Source organism: Trichocoleus sp. DQ-A3 (genome assembly GCF_039961975.1).
Classification (GTDB): domain Bacteria; phylum Cyanobacteriota; class Cyanobacteriia; order Cyanobacteriales; family FACHB-T130; genus FACHB-T130.
Map to the genome: position 1 here is coordinate 129,630 of NZ_JAMPKC010000006.1, position 21,537 is coordinate 151,166.

General features: G+C 45.7%; 15 protein-coding genes. 3 read left to right on the forward strand and 12 right to left on the reverse strand.

Going from position 1 to position 21,537, the window contains the following annotated elements:
• Window positions 1-53 precede the first annotated feature (53 nt).
• From NDI44_RS12650 to murF, 6 genes are all read right to left on the reverse strand, one after another.
• Window positions 54-2,270, reverse strand: coding sequence for a DUF4139 domain-containing protein (locus NDI44_RS12650; RefSeq protein ID WP_190411586.1), 2,217 nt, complete (start codon window positions 2,268-2,270; stop codon window positions 54-56).
• 122 nt (window positions 2,271-2,392) lie between these two features.
• A complete protein-coding gene (locus tag NDI44_RS12655; protein WP_190411587.1) occupies window positions 2,393-4,651 on the reverse strand; it encodes a PAS domain S-box protein in 2,259 nt (752 codons plus the stop codon).
• A 237-nt stretch (window positions 4,652-4,888) separates the two neighbouring features.
• Window positions 4,889-8,476 (reverse strand): PAS domain S-box protein, encoded by a 3,588-nt coding sequence (locus NDI44_RS12660; protein ID WP_190411588.1) that lies wholly within the window; start codon window positions 8,474-8,476, stop codon window positions 4,889-4,891.
• A 78-nt stretch (window positions 8,477-8,554) separates the two neighbouring features.
• Window positions 8,555-9,559, reverse strand: coding sequence for a BMP family protein (locus NDI44_RS12665; RefSeq protein ID WP_190411589.1), 1,005 nt, complete (start codon window positions 9,557-9,559; stop codon window positions 8,555-8,557).
• 485 nt (window positions 9,560-10,044) lie between these two features.
• Window positions 10,045-10,620, reverse strand: a complete 576-nt coding sequence (locus tag NDI44_RS12670) for a 3'-5' exonuclease (protein WP_190411590.1) — start codon at window positions 10,618-10,620, stop codon at window positions 10,045-10,047.
• Between the two features lie 73 nt (window positions 10,621-10,693).
• A complete protein-coding gene (murF, locus tag NDI44_RS12675) occupies window positions 10,694-12,046 on the reverse strand; it encodes a UDP-N-acetylmuramoyl-tripeptide--D-alanyl-D-alanine ligase (protein WP_190411721.1) in 1,353 nt (450 codons plus the stop codon).
• Window positions 12,047-12,466: 420 nt separating this feature from the next.
• Between murF and NDI44_RS12680 the strand changes: the two genes are divergently transcribed.
• The 3 genes from NDI44_RS12680 (at window position 12,467) to rpsU (ending at window position 15,363) form a co-directional block, all read left to right on the forward strand.
• On the forward strand, window positions 12,467-13,747 hold the full coding sequence (locus NDI44_RS12680; RefSeq protein ID WP_190411591.1) for a hypothetical protein: 1,281 nt from the start codon (window positions 12,467-12,469) through the stop codon (window positions 13,745-13,747).
• A 499-nt stretch (window positions 13,748-14,246) separates the two neighbouring features.
• Entirely contained in the window at window positions 14,247-14,567 is a 321-nt protein-coding gene (locus NDI44_RS12685) for an RNA-binding protein (RefSeq protein ID WP_190411592.1), read from the forward strand.
• A 613-nt stretch (window positions 14,568-15,180) separates the two neighbouring features.
• The gene (gene rpsU, locus NDI44_RS12690) at window positions 15,181-15,363 is read left to right on the forward strand and encodes a 30S ribosomal protein S21 (RefSeq protein ID WP_190411722.1); all 183 of its coding nucleotides are present in this window, start codon (window positions 15,181-15,183) and stop codon (window positions 15,361-15,363) included.
• Between the two features lie 41 nt (window positions 15,364-15,404).
• Here the strand turns inward: rpsU and pth are convergent, their stop codons facing one another.
• The 6 genes from pth to ispE form a co-directional block, all read right to left on the reverse strand.
• Window positions 15,405-16,052, reverse strand: a complete 648-nt coding sequence (pth, locus tag NDI44_RS12695) for an aminoacyl-tRNA hydrolase (RefSeq protein ID WP_190411593.1) — start codon at window positions 16,050-16,052, stop codon at window positions 15,405-15,407.
• An 83-nt stretch (window positions 16,053-16,135) separates the two neighbouring features.
• Complete coding sequence (gene hemJ / locus NDI44_RS12700; protein WP_190411594.1) at window positions 16,136-16,723, reverse strand: protoporphyrinogen oxidase HemJ; 588 nt, start codon at window positions 16,721-16,723, stop codon at window positions 16,136-16,138.
• Between the two features lie 68 nt (window positions 16,724-16,791).
• A complete protein-coding gene (locus NDI44_RS12705) occupies window positions 16,792-17,016 on the reverse strand; it encodes a DUF2811 domain-containing protein (RefSeq protein ID WP_190411595.1) in 225 nt (74 codons plus the stop codon).
• A gap of 529 nt (window positions 17,017-17,545) precedes the next feature.
• Window positions 17,546-19,213 carry an HD family phosphohydrolase gene (locus NDI44_RS12710; protein WP_190411596.1) on the reverse strand — a complete coding sequence of 556 codons (1,668 nt, stop codon included), beginning with the start codon at window positions 19,211-19,213 and terminating at the stop codon, window positions 17,546-17,548.
• Between the two features lie 903 nt (window positions 19,214-20,116).
• On the reverse strand, window positions 20,117-20,452 hold the full coding sequence (locus NDI44_RS12715) for a DUF3082 domain-containing protein (protein WP_190411597.1): 336 nt from the start codon (window positions 20,450-20,452) through the stop codon (window positions 20,117-20,119).
• 52 nt (window positions 20,453-20,504) lie between these two features.
• Window positions 20,505-21,452 carry a 4-(cytidine 5'-diphospho)-2-C-methyl-D-erythritol kinase gene (gene ispE, locus NDI44_RS12720; RefSeq protein WP_190411598.1) on the reverse strand — a complete coding sequence of 316 codons (948 nt, stop codon included), beginning with the start codon at window positions 21,450-21,452 and terminating at the stop codon, window positions 20,505-20,507.
• Window positions 21,453-21,537 lie beyond the last annotated feature (85 nt).

Sequence of the window (21,537 nt, forward strand, 5' to 3'; positions counted from 1 at the left end):
CAACTTACTCTCTTTAGGCTATATATTTAGTAAGCCCAAATCTTCAATTAAAATTACGACTCCCGCCGATTTCCCCCAATCAATTCGCTGTCTACAAAAGTTTTAATGATGTAATCAACTGATAGGGTAGTTTTCTCTTTTGCGGGGACTTCGACTTGCCAGCGATAGCCGCCTTTGATGGGTGAGTTACGTTCTTGTTGTTCGTATTTTTCCCAAGGTGGCGAGACGCGATCGCAATGGATATCTACTTTTGCTCCTTCTTGGGGAATGGGGAGTCTTTCTCGTACTTCAATCTTGGCAATTCTTGGTAGATAGTTGTTAATATCGATTTTAATTTTGTGGCGCAGTTCGTTGAAGGAGACGATGGTTTCGCCAGAACGAACTTCTTCATAAACGGTGTTTCGAGCAACTTTGATGGCTTGTTCCACTCCTAGCCCTAATTCCATCTGTGCTTTTGGTGGAACTGTGGCAATATTTGTAGATAAGATGTACTCGCCATCGACGTAGACATCCGCAGGGCCAGCGAGTAGCGGTGCTTGTAGGGGGTTGCGGAGTTGGGCAATTCTGAAGACGTTAGTATCTTCGCGGGGAACGACGATGTAGCGCAAATCTACGTCTGTACTGTTGCTAGTTAGGGCGACAGAGTGAAATTGCCCGTCTGAGGGGACATCAATTCGTCCATCAGCGCTATAGGCATAGTCGAAGGAACCTGCAACGTCTCGCACATGGATACCACCGGGAGGAAGCATCATCCAGAGGCATTTTTGGGCGTTATCACAAGCCTGTTGCACTACCTGCATGACATTAAACGTAACCGTAACTTTCTGACGTTGAAGGATTTCTAAATATATTTCCTGCTGTTGTTCTATCGACAATTTACCGCGCTTTGCTCGGTCATCTGCTGCGCCCATTCGCATGAGACCGTATGCCAGTAAATCGGTTACAGAATTCTCATCTGTAGTATCCTCCAGGTTCTGCCTCCTTCGACGCTGGAGAAATTCTGGTGCTGCTGGTGGGGCAGCTGCCGCCCGTTTCAGTGCTTTGTGAGCCGCTAGTCGGTCTCCTAGGGAAGGGGATTCTACTTGCGGTGCCAGTGATTCCTCTATATAGTCTGCACAAGGCGCTGCTGCTGGCATAGCCATCCCATAACTAGCGTACATTTCAGAGCGATCCTGCGCCGTCAGATCGGGTAAGGGTGGAACTGAAGGAGCATCGCATAAGAAATTCGCGATCGCGCTTTGTGACGACACAGCGGCTAAAGCTGTCGGTCTCTGGCTATCGTAGTCCTCAAAAAGAATCTCTGCACCGATTGGGGGACGACGCCAGCCTGATTTTCTCATCGCTGGTTGCACTCGTCCTAGCCGCAGCGAGGGCAATTCCGGTAGCGCACACCAACCCATCGGTTCGGCTGTAGAAAGTTCCAATCTTACCCCTGACCAATCTTCACCTGTGCGCTGACAAATCAACGCCCTGACGGCAATGCTGGCACTAGATTCCGCACTATTTAGGCGGCAAACATAGGTCGGTGTCCAACGCGCACCGGGGACGAAATATTCGATAACTAAGCGTGAAAAACCTAATTCCCCCTTTTCTACAAGTGGAGGGGAATTCTGCCCTTCTCCTGGTAGAAGAGAGGTAGGGGGAGTAAACTCTTCGTAACTCAAACGGACAATAACCGTCTTGCGAAGCTCATTAGGTCTAGCATTTCTGGCGGTGGAAGCGATCGCCTGCTTTTGTTGCAAATCGGCAAGATATTCCTGAGCTAGACGCAATTTTTCCAAATTTTCCCGCTTTTCCTGGATTCGGGCGCGGATTTGTTCGTCGCTGAAGTTTGCCAAAGCAAGTCTAGCGTTCATTGGCGAAGGCGGCGGTGCTGTCCCAGGTTGAGCGTTGGGGCGATCGGGTACTTTTAGATTACTGAGGACGCCAATTTCTTTTTCGATGAGGGCGATCGCGTCCTGAATGCGTTTTACCTCAGCCGTCGCTGCACGCAATTCCTCCTCCGGGGGTGGGTTCTGTGTCTCTTGCGGCGGGGGAACGGCTAAACCAATGCGAACATCTGAGGCAATCGGGGACGGGTTTTGCGTCTCTACAGATTCAACCCTCACTCGGACACTGCTATCATCTAGCGCCAAAGGCAATCCCGGTATCTCAACGTGTTCGGGCAGTTCCCCAACGTTCAGATGTAACTCAGCAATCCGAGTCACGGTGGCACCGGCAGCGTAGACTTTAACTGTGTCAATCCGAGAAGCCAGTTCTTGCATTGCCATGATATTTGTGCTGAGTTACTGCCTATAGATCCAGTAAGGCACAGGGGAAGAAGCGATCGCAAGTAACTCTATGAAAAATTTAAAAATAAAAGATAGACTTTAAACTTTTTAATTTTGCAGTTTTAACTTTCCGCTGTTGCCAAAGGGAAGGTAAACCAGAAAGTAGAGCCGCGATTCGGGCGACTTGTCACTCCAATTTCTCCGCCGTGAGCGGTAATAATTTGCCGACAGAGATACAATTTTAACCCGATGTTAGTCGAGCAGCGAGCTTGAGGATCGCGGACGAAGAGATTGAATAAGCGATCGCACTCAAGCTGACTCATTCCTCTACCATTATCCTCAATGGTAAAGCGAATCATCTGCTTATCAACTTTAGCTTTTAGAGTCAATTTCAATCCAGGCGGATTTTGTTTTAAAGCATAGGTGAATAGGTTTTCAAAAACCCGCTGACTCTGATACGGATCGACCATGACTAACGGTAAATTTGCCGCCATCATATTTTTGATAGTTGCTTGATTTTCCGCCAGCATGGGTTGCAAGTCTCGGAGAATCGCCGGAACCAATGTATTTAATTGAACTAACTCTCGCTGAAGAACAATCCCTCTATTTTCGTTAGTATTGGTTTCGATTAATGATTTAATCATGCTCAGATGGCGTTCGTTGCCTTGGATCATTCGCTCTACAAGAGAGCGAGGAATGGTCACTTTTTCTTCTGGCGAACCGAGCAGATTATTTAACACCATGATAGTGCCCTGAACCGAGGTGCGGAGATCGTGAGAAACTGTATGTAAAACAACGTCTTTAATCCGGTTCAGCTCTTGCAGTTCTTGCATTTTCTGCTGTAGCTGAGCGGTACGTTCTTCTACTTGGCGTTCTAGATTAGCATTCAGCATTTGTACTTGTTGGAAGAGAGAAGATTGCTGAATTGCGATCGCTACCTGTACTCCCAGTTGATCGAGCAAGTCAATTTCATACTGCTGCCACTCCCGTGGTGCAGAGCATTGATTGGCAATTAAGATGCCATAAAGTTTGTCTCCTAGCATGATTGGGACACCGATGCCAGCTTTGACTTGATATCGATTGTGGTATTCAGCGATAAATGCAGATTTTTCTACTTTTGTTGTATCGTTGACAACTCGGATGCGAGCGAGTTCAAATATTTGTTGAACTTCTTTGTAAGCAACGTTCTCCGTAACCCAACCTAAAATTGACGGAAAATTAGGATCTACTGACTCTGCAACGGTTGTACCTTGCCCCTTTTCATCAAAGTAACTAATAAACACGCGATCCGCGTGCAAAAACTGCCTAACTTCTTCAACTGTGGTGTTGAGAATTTCATTCAAATCGAGCGAGCGCCTAATCCGCAAGGCAATCTCGTAGAGCAAGCGATCGCGTTCTGCGGTGGCGCGAACCAAAGCTTCAGCAGCTTTGTTCTCAGTAATATCGCTCCTTACAGAAACTAAGCATGATTCGCCATTAATGTTGACAATTTCTGCTGAAAATAAATAGATTCCTACCTCGCCAGACTTCTTGCGAAACTCAAATTCCTGGTTGTGAATCGCTCCCTGTTCCCGCAACATCTGTTGCATCCTAATGCGATCTTCTGGATTCACCCAGGCATTGATTTCAAGTGAGGTACAACCAATAACTTCTTCTTTTTTATAATTACTAAGGCGGAGATAGCTATCATTGACATCAATATAACGCCCCTCATTGAAGGTTGTAATACTCATAGCATCAGGGCTATAACGAAACGCTATAGAAAACTTTTCTTCCGAAAGCAAGAGTGCCTCTTCGCGAGTCTTGCGCTCGGTAATATCTATCAGTAAACCATTCCAATAAATGTCATTATTTCCTTGCAAAATAGGTCGAGCCGAAGTTTGCATCCACTTGAGGTTGCCCGATTTGGTAATCACACGACCTTCCCATATCCAAGGTTGAAAATTCGCTGCCGAAATAACTAATGATTGTTCATAAGCTTCCCGATCGTCTGGATGGATCAGGTTCCATAGCAGAGGTGGGTCTGTATAAGCTGAATAAGATGCTAATTCTAAGAATTCTTGGCAACCGGAATGGGCAAATAGTAACCAGCGAGAATCATCACAATTGAGAAGCTGAAAAATAATTCCCAGCTTATTTGCTGCCACTTTTTCAAGTGTTGAGTCACTTTGTGCCAGGGAAATTTCTGCGGGTAAAAGATTTTCCCAGGAATGGGTGACAGTTGGGAACTGAAAATCTGAATCGACTTGTGTTTGAGTTTGGCTGACTATTTCTTCAACACTTTCTTCCTCCAAATTCAGGAGCAGCTTTAACTGTTCAAAAGCTGCTTCATCTCGACAGCAAGCCCGTAAAGCTTGTAAATAATTTAAATCAGAAACCATGTCCTTCCTAGATATGGGATGACACTGAAAAACTGATTGATGAGCAGCACGTGATTGAGTTCTCTGAGCCAAGAATTTCTTTTTCAACATTGCACTCACCCTTCATTTTCAGTATTATTCAGTCTTATTCCAAGTTACAATAAGCACTGGCGATCGCCTTCGTGCAGGTGACTCACCCGATTGGGTGATTTTTAGCGATCGGTCATTAGTCAGTGGTAACGCAATAATGACGATGAACTAACCAGCTTTTTCTGCCTCTGGTGAGGTTGCTAAAGGTAATGTGAACCAGAAAGTTGCTCCAGTTCTGGGGGCGCTAATGGCACCAATTTGTCCCCCATGAGCGGTGATGATTTGCCGACAAAGATATAACCCTAGACCGATGCCAGCAGAACGGGCGCGGTTTCCTCGAACATAACGATCGAAAAGACGATCGCACGCTTCTGGAGTCATCCCGATCCCGTTATCAGCAACGGTGCAATGAATCATCTCTTCTTCTATGGTGGCTTCCAAGGTGATGCGAAGTCCGGGTGGGTTATGGTTCAGAGCATTAGTCAGCAGATTTTCAAAAACTCGTCTTAGCTGCAATGGATCGGCTGTCACGCCCGGTAAATCGTCGGGAACTCGATTTATCAGCGACGCTTGATGTTTTGATAGCAGCGGTTCTAAGTCTTCTGCGATCGCTTGAATCAACGTACTCAATTCTACAAACTCATATTGGAGGACAACGCCGCGAACTTCGCTGGAATGCGCTTCGAGGAGAGAGTTGATTAAACCCAGTTGGCGATCGCTACTCTGGATCATCCGCTCTAAAATTGAGCGAGGAATGGGAATCGTGTCTCCTGGCTTATTCAACAAGTTATTCACTACCAAGGACATTCCCATAATCGGCGTGCGAAGATCGTGAGAAACTGCATGAAGAAACTCATCTTTGAGTTCGTTCAGCTCTTTGAGTTCCTCCATTTTTTGAATGAGTTGGGCAGTGCGCGTCTCAACTTGACGTTCCAAACTAGCATTGAGATCCTGTACTTGTTGATAGAGTTTTGCTTGCTGAATGGCGATTGTCACTTGAGTTGACAGCGATGAAAGCAAATCAATTTCCAATTGTTTCCAGTCACGCGGGGTTGTACATTGATCGACCATCAGGATTCCCCACGGCTCGTCATTCAGAAGAATCGGTACAGCCAGATAAGCTTTGATATGATAATTGGAAAAATCTTGAGAAATCGCTGAAGAAAGCTCTATTTGAGAAGTATCTTTGACAACGTGGATAGTTTTATTCTCAAACATCGCTCTGATTTGTTGCATATGTTCTTCATCTGTGGGACTCCATCCCAAAACAGGTCGCCAAGGGGGAGCGACCGATTCCGCAACCACCTCAAAATTGCTATAAATACGACTGATAAAAACCCGATCTGCTAACAGAAAATTTCGGACTTCTATCACAGTAGTATCTAGAATTTGCTGAATATCGAGTGATTGTCGAATCCGGAGTGCCATCGCGCCCGACAAGCGATCGCGCTCCGCCGAGAGTAACAGCGCCTCTTCTGCACGCTGGCGCTCGGTAATATCAATTCCTAACCCAAAGAAAAAGTCAAGTTCCCCATTTTCTTTCGCAACCGACTTTCCGTGCCATTCTACTAGCAGTTTTTCGCCTTGTTTGGTAAGCACGTAGTTGTGCCTTTGAGGCAGTTGCTGTAGTTGGATGACATGCTCAAAGACTTCAGAAACGATTGCGCGATCGCTTTGGGGAATAAACGTTGAAAGATAATCAGTTCCTAAAACCTCCTCAAAGGTATAACCAAGAGCGTAAAGCATTGCGTCATTCATCATTCTGACGGTGCCATCCGGATTGATAGCCACAAAAAAAGCTGGAGAAGTTTGGACAATGGTAGTGTTAAAATCTCTTTCTTGACGTAGTTTCTCCTCTGCTTGCTTCCAATCGGTAATGTCTTGCGTCATCACCATTGCCGCAAAAATTTCTCCGCCCTCATTTTTGACGGGAAGTGCGTGCAAAAGATAGATCCTGGAAGCAGCGCGATCGCTATCAGACGAATTATTGTAAGGAACTTCAATAACAGTGCCTTTTCCTGCCAGCGCCGCCCGATAAGTCGGCTCTAACAATTCACAAGTTTCACGAGGTAATGTCTCCCAAAGCATCTTTCCTTCTAACAACTCTTTAGAAAGACCAATCGCAGCTAATCCTGCACCTTCAGCAATCGTGTAACGGAGGTCTTGATCGAATAAGAAAACTGCGCCGTTCGGAAAGTTTCTTGCAAGCGTGCGGTATAATTCCTCACTTCGCGTCAGAGCCTCTTCCGCTCGTTTTCGTTCGGTGATATCTATCCCAATACTGATAATGTAATTAACTGAGCTATCCGCATCGACGAGAACCGTATTCGACCAAGCAATCGGTCTTCGGCTTCCATCTTTCGTTACCCAGTAGTTTTCATTAGTCTTAGGAAATTCCCCTGATTGAAGAGCTTTAAAGATAGTTTTGACGGGTTCCAATTCCTCCGGAATTATAAATAAATCCCAGAAATACTTGTCCTTGACTTCTTCAAATGAATATTGAGTTGTTTTCTCGCAAGCTCGATTAAAACGGATAATTCGTCCTTGGCAATCGAGAACTACCACTAAAGCACCAGCCGTATCAAGGATGGCAGAAACAAAATTTCGCTCCTTCCTCAAATCTTTAATGAGTCCCCGCAATTGAGACGTCATTTCATTAAAAGTGGTCGCTAATACCCCCAATTCATTGCCTTGTCTAACTGTGACTTCCGTATCTAGATTTCCCCCACTAATTTGGGCTGCGGCTTTTGTTAAACGCTGCAAAGGTAATACAATTTGTCGGGAGAAGAACCAACCCAGCTCAATTGCCACTAGCATCGCCACGCTCAATGCTATCCCCATCACCAAAAGCATTTTTCGCACCGGAGCGTAGGCTTCAACGGTGGGTAGTTCTACCACCACCTTCCAGCGCCCAGTCCGGATGGTAGAAATGGCTCCCACAACCTCAACACCTCGCAAACCTTGATAAGTAGTCAGCCGTTTTGCACCATTTAATTTAGTTAATTTTTGGATGAATGGGTAGTGTGAGAGGTCTTTCAGATTAAAACTTTCAGGAGATTTTCCTTTTTCGGCAATTAAATAATTGCGATTATCGATCGCATAAGCATAACCCGTCTTACCTACTTTGGTGTGAGAGAGAACATTCCAGAGAAACTTTAAATTGATCCAAGCCATTAAAACGCCATTAATTTCATCTTGTTGATTGCGAATGGGCACAGCTAAGATGACCGTCTGCAAGTGAGTCTTAGGGTCAATTCTAACGGGGCTGACAAAATCTTCCTGTTGTCTAAAAGCTTGTAAAAATGATGTAGAAGCTTCTTCTTGATAGAAAATTGCTTTACCATAAGGCGAAGAGGAAGAAACAATATTACCCTTATTATTAAAAATTGCCACTGTTTCATAAGCACTATTGTGGCGGGTTAACGCTTCCAGAAATCTATCTTGAATCTCAGGCGAAAGATCGGTCAACCCTTGCACTCTCGCTAAATAGCTTAGTTTCCGCTGCAAGTCATCCAAGTAAGCATTGATTTCCCCAGCAGCCGCATGACTACGCTCTTGTTGGGCAATTTCTACTTGTTGCAATTGAGCTTGAAAGCTTAGATAGATTAAAATTCCAGAAGTGAGCAATAGTGTTGAAACGACTAGCAAGACCAGGCCGTATCTCAGCTGATTTGCAATTGAAGAAAGCCAAGATAAAGGTAAATTTATACCTGTATTAGCTTGATGCGAAGCACTGTTGCGATTTCTTTTGTTCATCGTGCCTCCTAGCTCAGAAAGTTGCACCCGCTGATTCGCAATTGTTTAAAACTCTTAGAGAAGCGATGTAAATTGCCTCTAGGGTGAAACATCTATTTTGCCAGTGACGATCTCTTGCTTAACAGAAGCGACGAAAGCTTCTTGCTCTGGAGTTAACGAGCCATAAAAAGGAGCTAAATCTTGGACTTCCTCTAGCAGCCCAAACTTATATTGCTTGCCTTCCCATCGCCCCTGTTGTACCAAGGTTGCTCCCTCCAGCATTAACATAGGCACCTGCTGGATAACGCTGGTAACAATCGTCTTTGGAGCCAGTTTGTGCTGATTTTCAATCTCATTGGTGGCATGTCTCCAGCTGATAACGTAAACACCCTTACTTTGGGCAGCTACTTTAATAACACCTATATTGGCTCTATCGGCATCAACGACTAAAACGTCAGTTCCCGCTGCTACTTGCTCTTGGGCAATTTTTCTAGCTTTGTCCGCATCTGACCAACTGTTAAGCCACTTGATAGAAACTGTACTGTCCAGTTTCGTTGCCCGGACACCCCGTTTAAATAAGATAGCCTCTTCTTCCATCACTGGATATGCTTGACCGCCAATAAAGGCAACTTTTTTAGTTTTGGTTTTGAGTCCGGCAACGACCCCAGTTAGATAACCCACTTCCCCACTCCGAAACGCCAAAGCACCCACGTTTTTATTGTTACCGGCATAACTGCTCATGAGGGCAAATTTAGTGCGGGGAAAATCTTTGGCAACTGTTTCGGCGGCGTCGCGATATTCATCACCATGACTGATGAGGAAATCAAAACTTTTTTGGGCATATTGACGAAAAAGTTTCTCACCATCAGCTTCAGGAACGCTAGCAGTATAAGCCACCTCAGCCCCAAGTTCTTTTTCAATCAATTTCAGCCCTTCGTAACCTGATTGATTCCAACCTTTGTCATTTATAGGGCCAGGAAAAAGCATCGCTACTTTAAAAGTCCCGGCTTTTCCAGCCTCAGGTGTAGGTGTAATCTTGCTTCCGGTTGCACCGCAGGCCACCAAAAACAAAGTTAAAACTAGGCAAATAGTTTTCTTGCTCATGGATAGTGGGTAGTGGATCGTGGGTGGTGGGTAGTTGGTAAGAACGATCGCTGATTACCTACTACCTCTTGACTAAGGACTCAGGACTACTAAGACACTAAAATAATTTTGCTTCTAGATTCTATCTACTTTTATTTAATTGGTCTAGCTGGGGTCAGCAGGGAATATCCTCTCTAGAAAGCGTTCATTATATTTGCGATCTTTTTTTCAATTGATAAATATAAAACAAATTATTTTATGGGGAAAAAGATGAGTATTATTGCAGCTATTGATAATATTTCTCCACAGGTTGTTGCCCCAATTTTATTTTCAGCTAACTTATACTAATACTATTTAACTTTTGTGATGCTAAACTTCAGATACTTCCAAGCTAAGCTCAAAGAAGTGCAACTCGCTATCAGCCTCTGCTGAACCTAAGAGAATCGATGGAAGTAATGTGGGTGCTGGTGTTTCAGCGGGCATAACGAATGGGTGAGTTTAAGTTTTTAACTTGCACCTAGTGTTACATTTATTCTTTTTTGTAATATTAATTTCGATAAAATACCGGCTATATTCCAAGCATCATCTCCTCCTCTATGGTGAGTTCCTTCAAGGGGAAGATTCAGTAATTCTAATGCCATATCCATGCCAATTTCATTTGGCATGGCATGAATAATCCCAAAAAGAGTTTTGATATTTATATGTCGGGTTCCGAAAGGATAACTGATATGGCGAGATTGGCATTTTTTTTCAAATTGTCGTCGGTCGTAGTCGCCGTAGCTTGCCCAAACTCTATCTTTTGATAAATATTTTTTCTTTAAAATTGAACAGGCTGATTCAAAAGAAATTCCTAGATTAACTTGTGCTTGAGTTAATGTGGTTAGATTGGTGCAAAATTGACTAACTTGGGAACGTTCGGGTTTCACGAGAATACTTTCTTTTTCCAAGCGATCTCCCGTAGCGATATCAATTGGACAAATCCCAATTTCGATGATTTCGTTTTCTTGCCCAGTGGGTGGATTTCCTTGCCAGCAAGTTGATTCAATATCAACCACAAGGATTTGGTCTAATTTCTTAGCCATTTTGGGGTGACTTCTTGTTTGGTGTGGACACCCCGTAGAGGTGCCTCTACGGGGTATTGGGAATTTGAAATAATTAGTCAGTTAATTCGGTGCGAAGTTGATTGACAACTCGGCTTAAGGCTACTGAATGGGAGGCTTTGAAAAGGATGCGATCGCCTTCTTGCACCATTTCTTTCAAACGCTCTACCATAGCCTGATGCGTCGAAAAGCACTCAGCAGGTAAAGGGGCAGCACCCAGAGCGATCGCTTCGGCTTCTTTGTCATCTACCAGCACCAGCAAAGCGTCTAGATTCAACCGCCGCGCCGCTTCTCCAACTGCGAAGTGGAATTGGGGCGATCGCTCTCCCAATTCCTTCATCGTCCCCAGAACCGCAATATGCCTTTTTCCTGGCGTTTGTGCCAACAATTGCAGTGCCGCCAGCATTGACTCTAGCCCAGCATTGTAGGTTTCATCCAAAATGGCAACATCGTTGGGCAAATCGTAGCGCTGCGCCCTCCCAGATGGCAGATTTACCGACAAACCGGCGGTTAACGATTTCCAGTCAACCTGGAGAACTTTAGCTACTGCCAAGGCTGCCAGAAAATTAGATGCATTATGACGCCCCGGTAGCGGTAACGGCAGATGCACCCCTTCGACGCACAATGTCTCGTTATCAATCAATTCCCCGCGTAAATCTCCCCCTTCCAAGCCGTAGGTAATGGTTTGCCCTTGCCAAACTGTTGCCGCAGTTTCCATTAACAAGCGGTTGTCGTGATTCAGAACAGCGATGCTATTGGAAGGCATTTCCGCGAGTAATTCGCATTTCGCTTGGGCGATCGCTTCCTCCGAACCCAACCGCCCGATATGCGCGGTTCCCACATTCGTAATTACCGCTACAGAAGGTTGTGCAATTTGTGTTAATAGGGCAATTTCACCCCTAGCACGCATTGCCATTTCAATAACAGCATAGTTATGCATTGGTGAAAGTTCTAATAGTGTTTTGGGAACACCAATTTCGTTGTTGTAGTTAGCCTGAGTTTTAAGAATGTCGCCCTTTGTTGACAAAACTGCTGCAATTAATTCTTTGGTAGTGGTTTTACCTACCGAGCCGGTTATACCGATTACAGGGATATCGAACTGCAAGCGCCACCAATGAGCGATCGTTTGATATGCTTTCAAGGTGTCTTCTAGGCACAAATGTGGAAGAGATCCCGACAATGGGTGGTCAGTAATGGCTGCGATCGCTCCTTTTTCTAGAGCCGTTTCCACAAACTCATGCCCGTCAAACTTGTCTCCCCGTAGTGCCACAAAAATTTCCCCCGGCTTCAGACTACGGGTGTCAGTTGTAATTCCTGCAACATATCTTGCTAATTCGGCGTCAGATAGATTGATTGGTTTCGCCCCTATGATTTGGGCTATTTGAGAGAGGAGGACGTGACAAGGCATGAGGCTTATGTTCATTCAAGAAGATTCATCCTTATCATGCACTACGCAAAGCGTTAGAACAAAAGATGCATTTTGAGCAGTGATTTCCATCACATAATCCGCTATCTTGTCCCACTACTTTAGAGGTAGATGCGCGAAGTGAATAATTGATGCTCTGCGGCATCCGTATTTTTACTTCATCGAAACTTCACAATTTTGCCGCATATTTGCGGAACCATTTGAAGAATCAACCAAGATATGCTCTATTTGGGGTAATCTTTCTCCGATTATAGGAGTATAGAAAATAGCCCCCTTATCAGGGTGATATTTAGGGTGCATCGATTCAAGCGTCTACTACACGACAGTTGCAATAGAAATAAACCGAATCAACCGAACTGATATAAACTCAGCCCTAGCGTGCGTACGTAGGGGGGCATTGAAGTGACAACCTGGACAGACTGTTATCACCGACACACTAGCACTGAAGAGCAGCAGCTTTACGATCATTTGCTTTACTGGGTTCAACATGAATCACCCAGTCGGATGATCGAGCGATTTCGCCAGCTGTTCATGGATGGCGTGGGGTATTCAGAGCCAAAAATCTGGATGGCGCTGGAGAGAATTACGACTTCCAAGCAGGCTGAGCAGGAATTCCGGTTTATTCTTAATCGGTGCTGCCATATTCTGATCAATCGCTGGCAGATGCACCCCAATCTCCAAGCGTCCATCCCGGATTTGGTAGAAATATTCCAGACGCCTCCGGTCATGGGAACGGTTCGCTCTCGCGGAGCCAGACGTTTGCGGGAACTGGTAAGGATGTTCAACCAGACGGAGCAATATCTGACCCTGCGACGGCTAGCCCAGGTGATGAGTCAAGCCGCAGAGGCAGCTGGCAATGACTCTAAGCCTTTAGGAAGCTTAATTCGCCGGTATCCCTACCTATATGAACATTGCCTGTTGAGTGAAGACAGTTCTTACGAGCATCAGCAAACAGTTCGGCAAATTCAATCCCGAATTCAGCGGGGATTTGAAGTCGATTTGTCTCAGTACGTGACTTACCAAGTACGGCGTGCCCAAGTGTCGCGTCAGACTTGCCCCAGTCAACGCGAACGAATTATCCAGCCGGTGACGAATCCAACGTTATTGAGCGATCGCGAACTGGGTGTTGCTCTCAAACAATTTTACGGCAAAGTAGAAGGCTCCCACACCTACCGAGATTTATCACAGCGCTTCCTCACCCACACTAGCCAAACACCTTCCTACAGAGCTTTTAAATGGGATTTATACGAATATCTGACCGCTTCCATTGACCCAGAATTTGGTAAACGTCAGTTTAACGAGCGCTTGTATGCCCAGCTAAAAAACACTCTCCCGAATAGCGATTCCCAAAGACCTAGCGAATTCTTGATTGTCCGAACTTGTAGTCAATTGTTGAACTTTTTAGTGGTAGAAAGTCCGCAGCGACCGAATCACTATGTCTTCGTCGATCTGATTACGAATTTGGGGGCGACATTCACAACCGGCTTGCTTTTGAAAATAGTGCTGCTGTGCCGCAAGGTCAAGCCCTACTTGGAAAAGCGATTTTCAATTCTTTTTAACCACTACGAGTCTTATGCCAGAGATGGTGTGCCGTGGTTAATCAAATCTCTGGAAAATCTGAATGTAGCTTTAAGCCTACACTTTGGGGATGCTGATGTTTCCTGCTTGAGCCAAATATTATGAGCTAAATATTATCAGGAATTGCCGCTGATTGCCCCAACGAAGGCAAGAGGCATTATTTTTTACTTTTCTAGTTTTTCCAATTACCACTACATTTCATCTGTCTATTGCCCCGAATTCAGCAGGGGTTCAGGAAAGCTGATGTGTAGCCTCACAAAAGTGAAATGGTAACAGTTAGCTCAAATACAATCCCTAACCCCCTAAGCCTCCTTCCCTTAGTGGAGGAATTGAGGGGGTTCGCGGGGGCGCAAGGAGGGTAGACAGACGAAGAAATCCGACTTCTGCTGCTGGTGAAAAACAGTTTTCCCCTGATTTTGTACGCCTGCTTAATGAAAAGTTAGGAACGGTTCGATTCAGAAAATAAATTTTATGCTAGAATCTTGCTCGTGAATCAGAATCGGATGTAAGCTTTGTTACTCGCGCAGCAAGTTTATCTCTACTGTGTGGGCAAATAGCTCTCCGAAACTGGAGCTTGAAAATATTGAATGGTGGAGATATTTCCGTGTCGATATATGTAGGAAACCTATCCTACGAAGTTACGCAAGACGATCTCACATCTGTCTTTACAGAGTACGGAACCGTTAAACGAGTTCAGCTGCCTACAGATCGAGAAACGGGGCGGATGCGTGGCTTTGGATTTGTAGAAATGGGAACGGATGCTGAAGAGGAAGCTGCAATTGAAGCCCTCGATGGAGCAGAGTGGATGGGTCGCACCCTGAAAGTAAATAAAGCCAAACCCCGTGAAGATAGGGGTGGGAGTCGCAGTCCAGGAAGCAGGAGCGGTCAAGGAGGAGGAGGAAATTTCTCTTCCCGGCGCTATTGAGCTAGTGGCTTAATCATGTCAACTTGAGATTGGAATAACAGCAAAGATCGATTGCCTGTAATTCTCCGCTTGATTTCGGTTAGGGACTAGCAGTGTTAGTTGGTCAAAATTGAGTAAAAATGCGCCCAGCATCTTACGACTACACCAGACCAGGTTAGTCGTAAGATGCTGGGTGGCGCATGGTACAATCAATGCTTAGGGTAGCTTAAGTGTGCTGCTCGCCCGTCGTTTGGCTGGAGTCATCTCAGGTACTCAGAGCGACTGAATAAGGTAGGGCTGCTCCTGGAAGTTCGAGACTGAGTACGTTGGTAGGCTAATCGCACTCGTCGGGAAAAACAATAAGCAAAAAGCTTTGTACAGAAGCGATATTGGGTCTGTACAACTCCAGTACGCAAATGGTCTGGAGGTGAGTAGGGCACTAGAGACTCGGCAGCCAAGTCTTTACCCGAAACACACCGAAAACGGCAGTAGAGGCATGGTCATAACCCTTGCCGCTGCGCCAATCGCAGGAGGAATGAACGAAAGCTGCGATCGCTCAAGCAAAGCCATCGATCGTGGATTAAGTTCACACCCGAAAAGCAACTTAATCACCTATACAGAGGAATCATCAAGAATGACCCAAGTGGTTTTAGGCGAAAATGAGGGAATAGAATCAGCTTTGCGCCGCTTCAAACGGCAAGTATCCAAGGCTGGAATCTTAGCAGATTTTAGATATCGGCGGCATTTTGAAACTCCCATAGAAAAGCGCAAGCGCAAGGCAACTGCTGCCCGCCGCAAAAAAAGACGTTTTGGGTAACAAAAGTGAGTTGCCCTGGCGTGCTACCACTACAGCATCAGCTAGGGCGCTTCTTTAGATTCTTTATTTGCCATAACACTACGGCTATTGTAAAGACTCATGGATTTCTCAACTCCTTGTTTGAGGCTCAACTCCACCGCCTCAACCACGAGTTGCATGACATCAGACAAAGCTTTACTTTCATCAGGGGAAAACCGACCCAAGACGTGGGAAACCGTGTCCTGTTCTACTTTGGTTTTACCGATGCCAATCCGCAATCGAGGGAAATTTTGAGTACCGAGATGAGCGATCGCAGACTTCATTCCATTATGTCCCCCAGCCGAACCAGAAAGACGCAAGCGAATCTTTCCCAGGGGCAAATCCATATCGTCATAAATTACTAGGACAGACTCTGGCGGCAATTTATACCAATCCGTCACCGCGCGAATTGCCTGTCCGGAGAGATTCATATAGGTAAGGGGTTTGAGTAACCGCACCTTGTCTCCGTGTAATCCGCGTCCCTCCCCAAACTCCCCCTGGAACTTGCGATTTTCACTCTTGGAAATTTGCCAGGAACGCGCTAAGGCATCAATCACTTCAAACCCGATATTGTGTCGCGTCTTCTCGTACTTGGGTTCTGGATTCCCCAGACCAACGATTAGCTGGGGAATCACTAGAGTAGAGGTTGCTTTTCCGTTGTCAGTGGTCATTTTTTGATTGTCCATTATCAATTGTCGATGATTAGTAACCACTAACCTGGGTCAAGCGAATTCAGAAGCGATCGCTAACTTCGTCAGATTACTTGTTGAACCTCTTCTTGGGGAACAGAAGCCATGAGTTTTTCTTGGTCTCGCTTGCGCTTTTTCGCATAAAGTTGAATGGTCGCTGCCATCGTCACAATCAGCCCAACAACGAGCCAAGTGGTAATGTCTGTAGGCAGGCTATTCTTAAACACAGCCAGCAAAACAATCACCACTAAAAGTAACGTCGGCGCTTCATTCAAAGCGCGTAACTGCTGACTATTCCAGGTGCATCGGTCTTCGGCTAACTGTTTGATGAGACGACCACAGTAATGGTGGTAGCCAATCAAAGCAGTCACCAGACCGAGTTTGATATGCAACCAACTCTCTCGTAGCACTTCAGTCTCAGTACTTACCAGACCAATTGCCATCGCTACCGTGACAATCATGCCCGGTGTAGTGATGATGTTGTAAAGGCGTTTTTCCATAATCTGATACTGATTCTTCAGAATCGTTTGGGCAGGTTCTGGCTGTTCCGACGCCTCTACGTGATAAATAAATAAACGTACTAGGTAGAACAAGCCTGCAAACCAAACCACAAAGCCGACAATGTGAAAAGCCTTAAACCAGAAATAAGCCATCAATCGTGTCCTCTACAGTCAAACTCTGTAAAATCAACAAGTTTTTGCAAGGGTAGCAGAGCAATTTTTCAAACTGAGTGCTGGAAGAGAGTTTCCAGATAGACCCGTGCTGCTTTGCGATAACTGTGCGAAGCTTCTGGGGTGCTGCCATTACCATTTTGCAGCAAGAACAGCGACAGCGCTGCGGCAAATACCCGGTCTTGATCCCAATCGGGATGAGTTTCCAGGTAATCTTTGAGAGATTCGTGTAGGTCTTCGGGAATTTCTGCCAAGATACTGATATTTGTGTTCATAGAATTCCTTTGCGTTGTCTATGGGTAAGGGCGCAACAGCCCCATGCCCTTACAAGGGTCAGTCTTGCAGTTGCCAATCACACTGACCGTCGCATCATTGTCTGCTGAGAGGGGGTAGGGTTGTCAATGCTGCGAAATATTACAGGCCGGGGTATGTCTAAAAAATATGCACGAGTTAATCAGCTCTGTAGGCGGATTTTTGTTACTTATCTTTACAAAAACTCGGTTGCTCTCGGCTGAGTTACTGTCTTTTAGAAAAATCCCCAATAGAACAGCAAAACCCGATCCGAGTGTTCAACCCTGTGGAAAAGGTCAGAGAACCTGTGGAAAAAGTTGAACGCCTTTGTGGAAAGGCTGGGGAATGGATGGGGAAAAGTTGGGTGAAAGATAAGAATTGCAAAGTGCTAATCGAAGGACGGCTGATACTCAGTCGAGGGTTGAAATGTTGATACTTTAAAACGTTGGTCGGTTAAAATTTAACGTTTTAATCCGATCCACCATTTCAACCTTAAATGGCTATCCTACGGAATCAGGCGGCTGAAGGAGCTGGAACTGAGAGGGAATGTCCCAAAGCAGCGAAAACTTGGCGTTGCTCAAACAGGGTAACGAGGTCGCTGTTGATTTTGTTTTGGGCGGCTTCTGCTTTGAGGATTTTCAGGGCAGTTTCTACGGGCAAGCGGCGCTTATAGGGGCGATCGCTTGCTGTAAGAGCATCATAAATATCCGCAATTGTCAATATCTGAGACTGAATTGGAATCGCTTCCTGTTTCAAGCCTTGAGGGTAGCCACTCCCGTCGAGTTTTTCGTGATGCCCTGCGGCGATCGCGGGAACATCTTTGAGGTGTTTCGTCCAGGGTATCCGGTTGAGAAACTCAAAAGTGTGCGTGACGTGCGCTTGGATGATTAAACGCTCTTCGGTTGTCAGGTTGCCTTGTGGCACCATTAGCTGAGCAATCTCTGTCGGTGAGAGGAGAGGCTTGATCTGTCCATCCACATCTTGATAAGTGTAACCAGACAGCTCTTGGAGCCGTTCTGGAAGCTCTTGGGCGAGAATGTGGGGTTCGTTCGCCTCTAGTAGGAGATGCCAATATTCATTGAGTTGCGCGATCGCATCCTCTAACTGACTATCTAATTGTTGTAGCTGTTGGCAGTGGGAACAGACAATTTCCGAATCTTTATGTTGATGGCTGGGATGCTCCAGTAAATACTTAAATTTAGTCTGGGCGCATTCCATTTCCAGCGTTCGCTGCGCCACAGCAAAGCGGTTACGAATCACCTCTATCTGGGATGGGTAGAGTTTTTTCTGCTTCCCCAGAATGGCTTCGGGTGTACTGACTTTGCCAAAGTCATGTAACAGTGCGGCGTAGCGAATTTCTTGGATTTGGCGTTCGTTAAAATAAATTGACCGCAGCGATCCCGTGGTAATTGTACTGGCTTCTTGCGAGAGACGCACCACTAAGTCGGCAACTCGTTCGGAATGCCCGGATGTTGTGGGATCTCGTGTTTCAATAATTTGGACAGAAGCTCTAACAAAGCCTTCAAATAGATTTTCAATACTTTCTTGCAGCTGATTGCGTTCGATCGAGATCGCCGCCTGAGAAGCAAGCGATCGCACAACGCGCTCTTCCCAAGCAGAATAAGGTTGGGTAACATTCAGCACATTTTCAGGCGTGACAATCGCATCACGATTAACCTTGCGATTAATTAGCTGAAGCACCCCAATAATTTCCCCTTCACCGTCTTGCATGGGTAGCACTAAGACGGAGCGAGTATGGTAAGGAATCGAGCTGTCAAAACTGCGATCCAACTGATAGGGAACTTCCAGGGGTAAATTATAAGCATCCGGCAAATTTAAGCTTTCACCTGTCAGCGCCACATACCCTGCCAGACTTTTCGGAGTCAATGGCATCAAAAACTCTTGAAAGGAATCGCTGCATTGAGAATCATTTTGCGCGACCTTAAACACTAACTTGGGAGTGTCACTACTTCGCTCTACTAAATAAACACTCCCCGCATCACTACAAGTAATTTCCCGACTCTTCGATAAAATCAGATTCAGTAATTCTTTTAAATTATGACTGCTCGAAAGCGCTGTCCCGATTGCCAAAAGTTGCTCAATGAGTTCTGCTGGCTCTTTGATTTCCGGAAGCCACACTTGGTTCTTCGCTGTGATTATCTGGCAAGGGGAGACAGTCATAAGTATGCACCGTTTGATTACACGTAAGCTTGATGGTAGCTGCTTGAATATAGGTTTCTAAAAAAGCAACTCAGGCACCGCAGAGCAGGAATACCGGGTTTATCTTTGCAGCCGGTAATGCTCCTCGCTCAACCAGGAGTATTTTAATCCTAGTTTTTGGAGCGAACCTCTCTATGACTATCATCTGCTATTTCTACGCACCTCTAAACAGAGATTTTAAAGAAAAGATAAAGTTAGCAAGATTTGCGACGAAATCAGAAGCATAGTTTGTCTTGAAAGTTACTGTCGAGTCTGTTGAAAAGGCTAAAAACCGTCTTTTTAGAGTGATTACTTATTTGCATACTTCATCTATTCTTCATAATTCTTCTTGAAAAATTTACACTGGTTGCTGAGTCCTAAATTCTAATTTCCAGGTAATTTGGCGTACCAGTCATCGGCATTTTTACTGATTCTTTTTAATGACTTTCGGGAGATGCGAGCTAAGTTAGCTAGAATCAAGCTCATCTTGCCTTAAAATAGGAGTTTGTGGCGGTGATGGGCAAGAAAGCCGCATCAGAAAAAATTGCCAAGACAAGTCTTTTTGACAGTGCGAAATTGTAATACTCATTACAATTTCCCTAGTAGTTGCTCATCTGATTAGGCATAGCAGTTCTAAATAACTCGGAAAGGTGAGATCCCAGACTTCGGGAGAGAAGTCGGGGATCTGATGGGCTGGCTCACCGCTCAAATCGGATTGCTCTAGTTAGCTAACGGCGCGGAAAATTGGGAAGCTAGCACCCACCATCGGCAAGCTTCCCCGATTCATTCCATTTGTCTCAAGATAAAAATGCCCACCCGACTTTTGGGATGTTAAAGCTCTCGACGGGTATCTCGCTTTGCCCTGAAAGTAATTAGATAAGAATTCTAATTTTGACTGGGTGGAGGCGTCCGATTCGTCAAGCGTTGAAAGGCGATTTGGATCGCTAAGGCAACTAGACCAACAGCCACTAAGGCAAAGATAGAGGTTGCCAGCGTGCTGACGCCCACCACGAGGGTGCGAACAGCGATCGCAATATTGATGGTCGTTACATTATCCGAGTGGATGGGCTTGGCAGCAAAGCTTTGAGCAATTGAATTGGTGAGGAAATAACAACCTGTTGCCATTGCTCCTGCGATCGACGCACCACTCAAACAGCGTAGAGGACTCGTGGGCGTTTGGACTGGGGCTGGTGGGTTATCTGTAGTGTTTGGATTATTCATAGGTTCATTGAGCGATTCGCAATTAGGGATCGGTGATGAATATTTAGCGCAATCAATGGGCAACAACCCGAATCCCAGCGGTGGTAAACGGTGCTACCCACAAATCTAAATTGGGTTCGGGGATTGACTTTCTTACGTGCTGCTGTACTTGTTGTGCTTTGGCTTCTGATTCCGAAAGAGCAAACACGGTTGGCCCCGATCCCGACATCATTGCCCCCAAGACCCCCGCTTCATAGAACGCTTCCCGCAGTCGCAGCACTTGGGGATACTCCGGCAATACGACTTTTTCTAAGTCATTGTGCAGTAATTGACCGATTTTCACCTGATCTTTCTTGAAGATGGCGTTAACCATCGCTCCAGAATGTACCCGTTGTCTGCGAACCTCTAAACTATCAGCGTCAGAAACGTAGGTACTGATATACTTCTGCCGGTAAGTTTGATAAGCCCAGGGTGTAGATACCGCAAGGTTGCGGTATTTGCCCAATACCACCCAGGGATGCTCCAAATTAGGCAGGGGAGAGAGTTGTTCGCCTCGCCCAGTTGCCAGCGCTGTCCCCCCCGCGATGCAAAACGGGACATCTGAGCCAATTTTTGCTGCCAGTTCTTGCAATTCCGACTGAGTGAGTCCTAGATGCCACAGCAAATCGATTCCCATTAAAACAGCAGCAGCATTGCTAGATCCCCCTGCTAACCCTGCCCCCACGGGGATTCGTTTGTTGATGTTAATCTCGACACCGCCGTACTGGGCAAAAGCTTGGGGAAATTCTGCCGCCATCAACTCTGCTGCGCGGTAGGCAAGGTTGGTTTTGTCTGACGGTACTAGGGGATGATCGCAGTGAACTTGGATGGATTCAGTGCTAAGCGATCGCAAATCAATTTGGTCGGTAAGACCAACACTTTGCAGCACCATCGCCAGTTCGTGATAACCATCCGGGCGATCGCTGATAATTTCCAGATACAGATTAATTTTGGCTGGGGAAATCAGGGTATAGGAACGCATTAGGGTTTTGTAGATATATGCCCACAGGCTCTCATACTGGGGCTACATAAACCAAGTTTGACGAGAGCAGGCTTAGTCAAACAAG

What these genes read in the sequence shown, in the direction of transcription:
- NDI44_RS12655 (WP_190411587.1), bottom strand. Translation starts at nt 4,651, where the DNA reads ATGGTTTCTGATTTAAATTATTTACAAGCTTTACGGGCTTGCTGTCGA.
- NDI44_RS12710 (WP_190411596.1), bottom strand. Translation starts at nt 19,213, where the DNA reads ATGACTGTCTCCCCTTGCCAGATAATCACAGCGAAGAACCAAGTGTGG.
- NDI44_RS12715 (WP_190411597.1), bottom strand. Translation starts at nt 20,452, where the DNA reads ATGAATAATCCAAACACTACAGATAACCCACCAGCCCCAGTCCAAACG.
- hemJ (WP_190411594.1), bottom strand. Translation starts at nt 16,723, where the DNA reads ATGGCTTATTTCTGGTTTAAGGCTTTTCACATTGTCGGCTTTGTGGTT.
- NDI44_RS12665 (WP_190411589.1), bottom strand. Translation starts at nt 9,559, where the DNA reads ATGAGCAAGAAAACTATTTGCCTAGTTTTAACTTTGTTTTTGGTGGCC.
- NDI44_RS12660 (WP_190411588.1), bottom strand. Translation starts at nt 8,476, where the DNA reads ATGAACAAAAGAAATCGCAACAGTGCTTCGCATCAAGCTAATACAGGT.
- pth (WP_190411593.1), bottom strand. Translation starts at nt 16,052, where the DNA reads ATGACCACTGACAACGGAAAAGCAACCTCTACTCTAGTGATTCCCCAG.
- rpsU (WP_190411722.1), top strand. Translation starts at nt 15,181, where the DNA reads ATGACCCAAGTGGTTTTAGGCGAAAATGAGGGAATAGAATCAGCTTTG.
- NDI44_RS12705 (WP_190411595.1), bottom strand. Translation starts at nt 17,016, where the DNA reads ATGAACACAAATATCAGTATCTTGGCAGAAATTCCCGAAGACCTACAC.
- ispE (WP_190411598.1), bottom strand. Translation starts at nt 21,452, where the DNA reads ATGCGTTCCTATACCCTGATTTCCCCAGCCAAAATTAATCTGTATCTG.
- murF (WP_190411721.1), bottom strand. Translation starts at nt 12,046, where the DNA reads ATGCCTTGTCACGTCCTCCTCTCTCAAATAGCCCAAATCATAGGGGCG.
- NDI44_RS12650 (WP_190411586.1), bottom strand. Translation starts at nt 2,270, where the DNA reads ATGGCAATGCAAGAACTGGCTTCTCGGATTGACACAGTTAAAGTCTAC.
- NDI44_RS12670 (WP_190411590.1), bottom strand. Translation starts at nt 10,620, where the DNA reads ATGGCTAAGAAATTAGACCAAATCCTTGTGGTTGATATTGAATCAACT.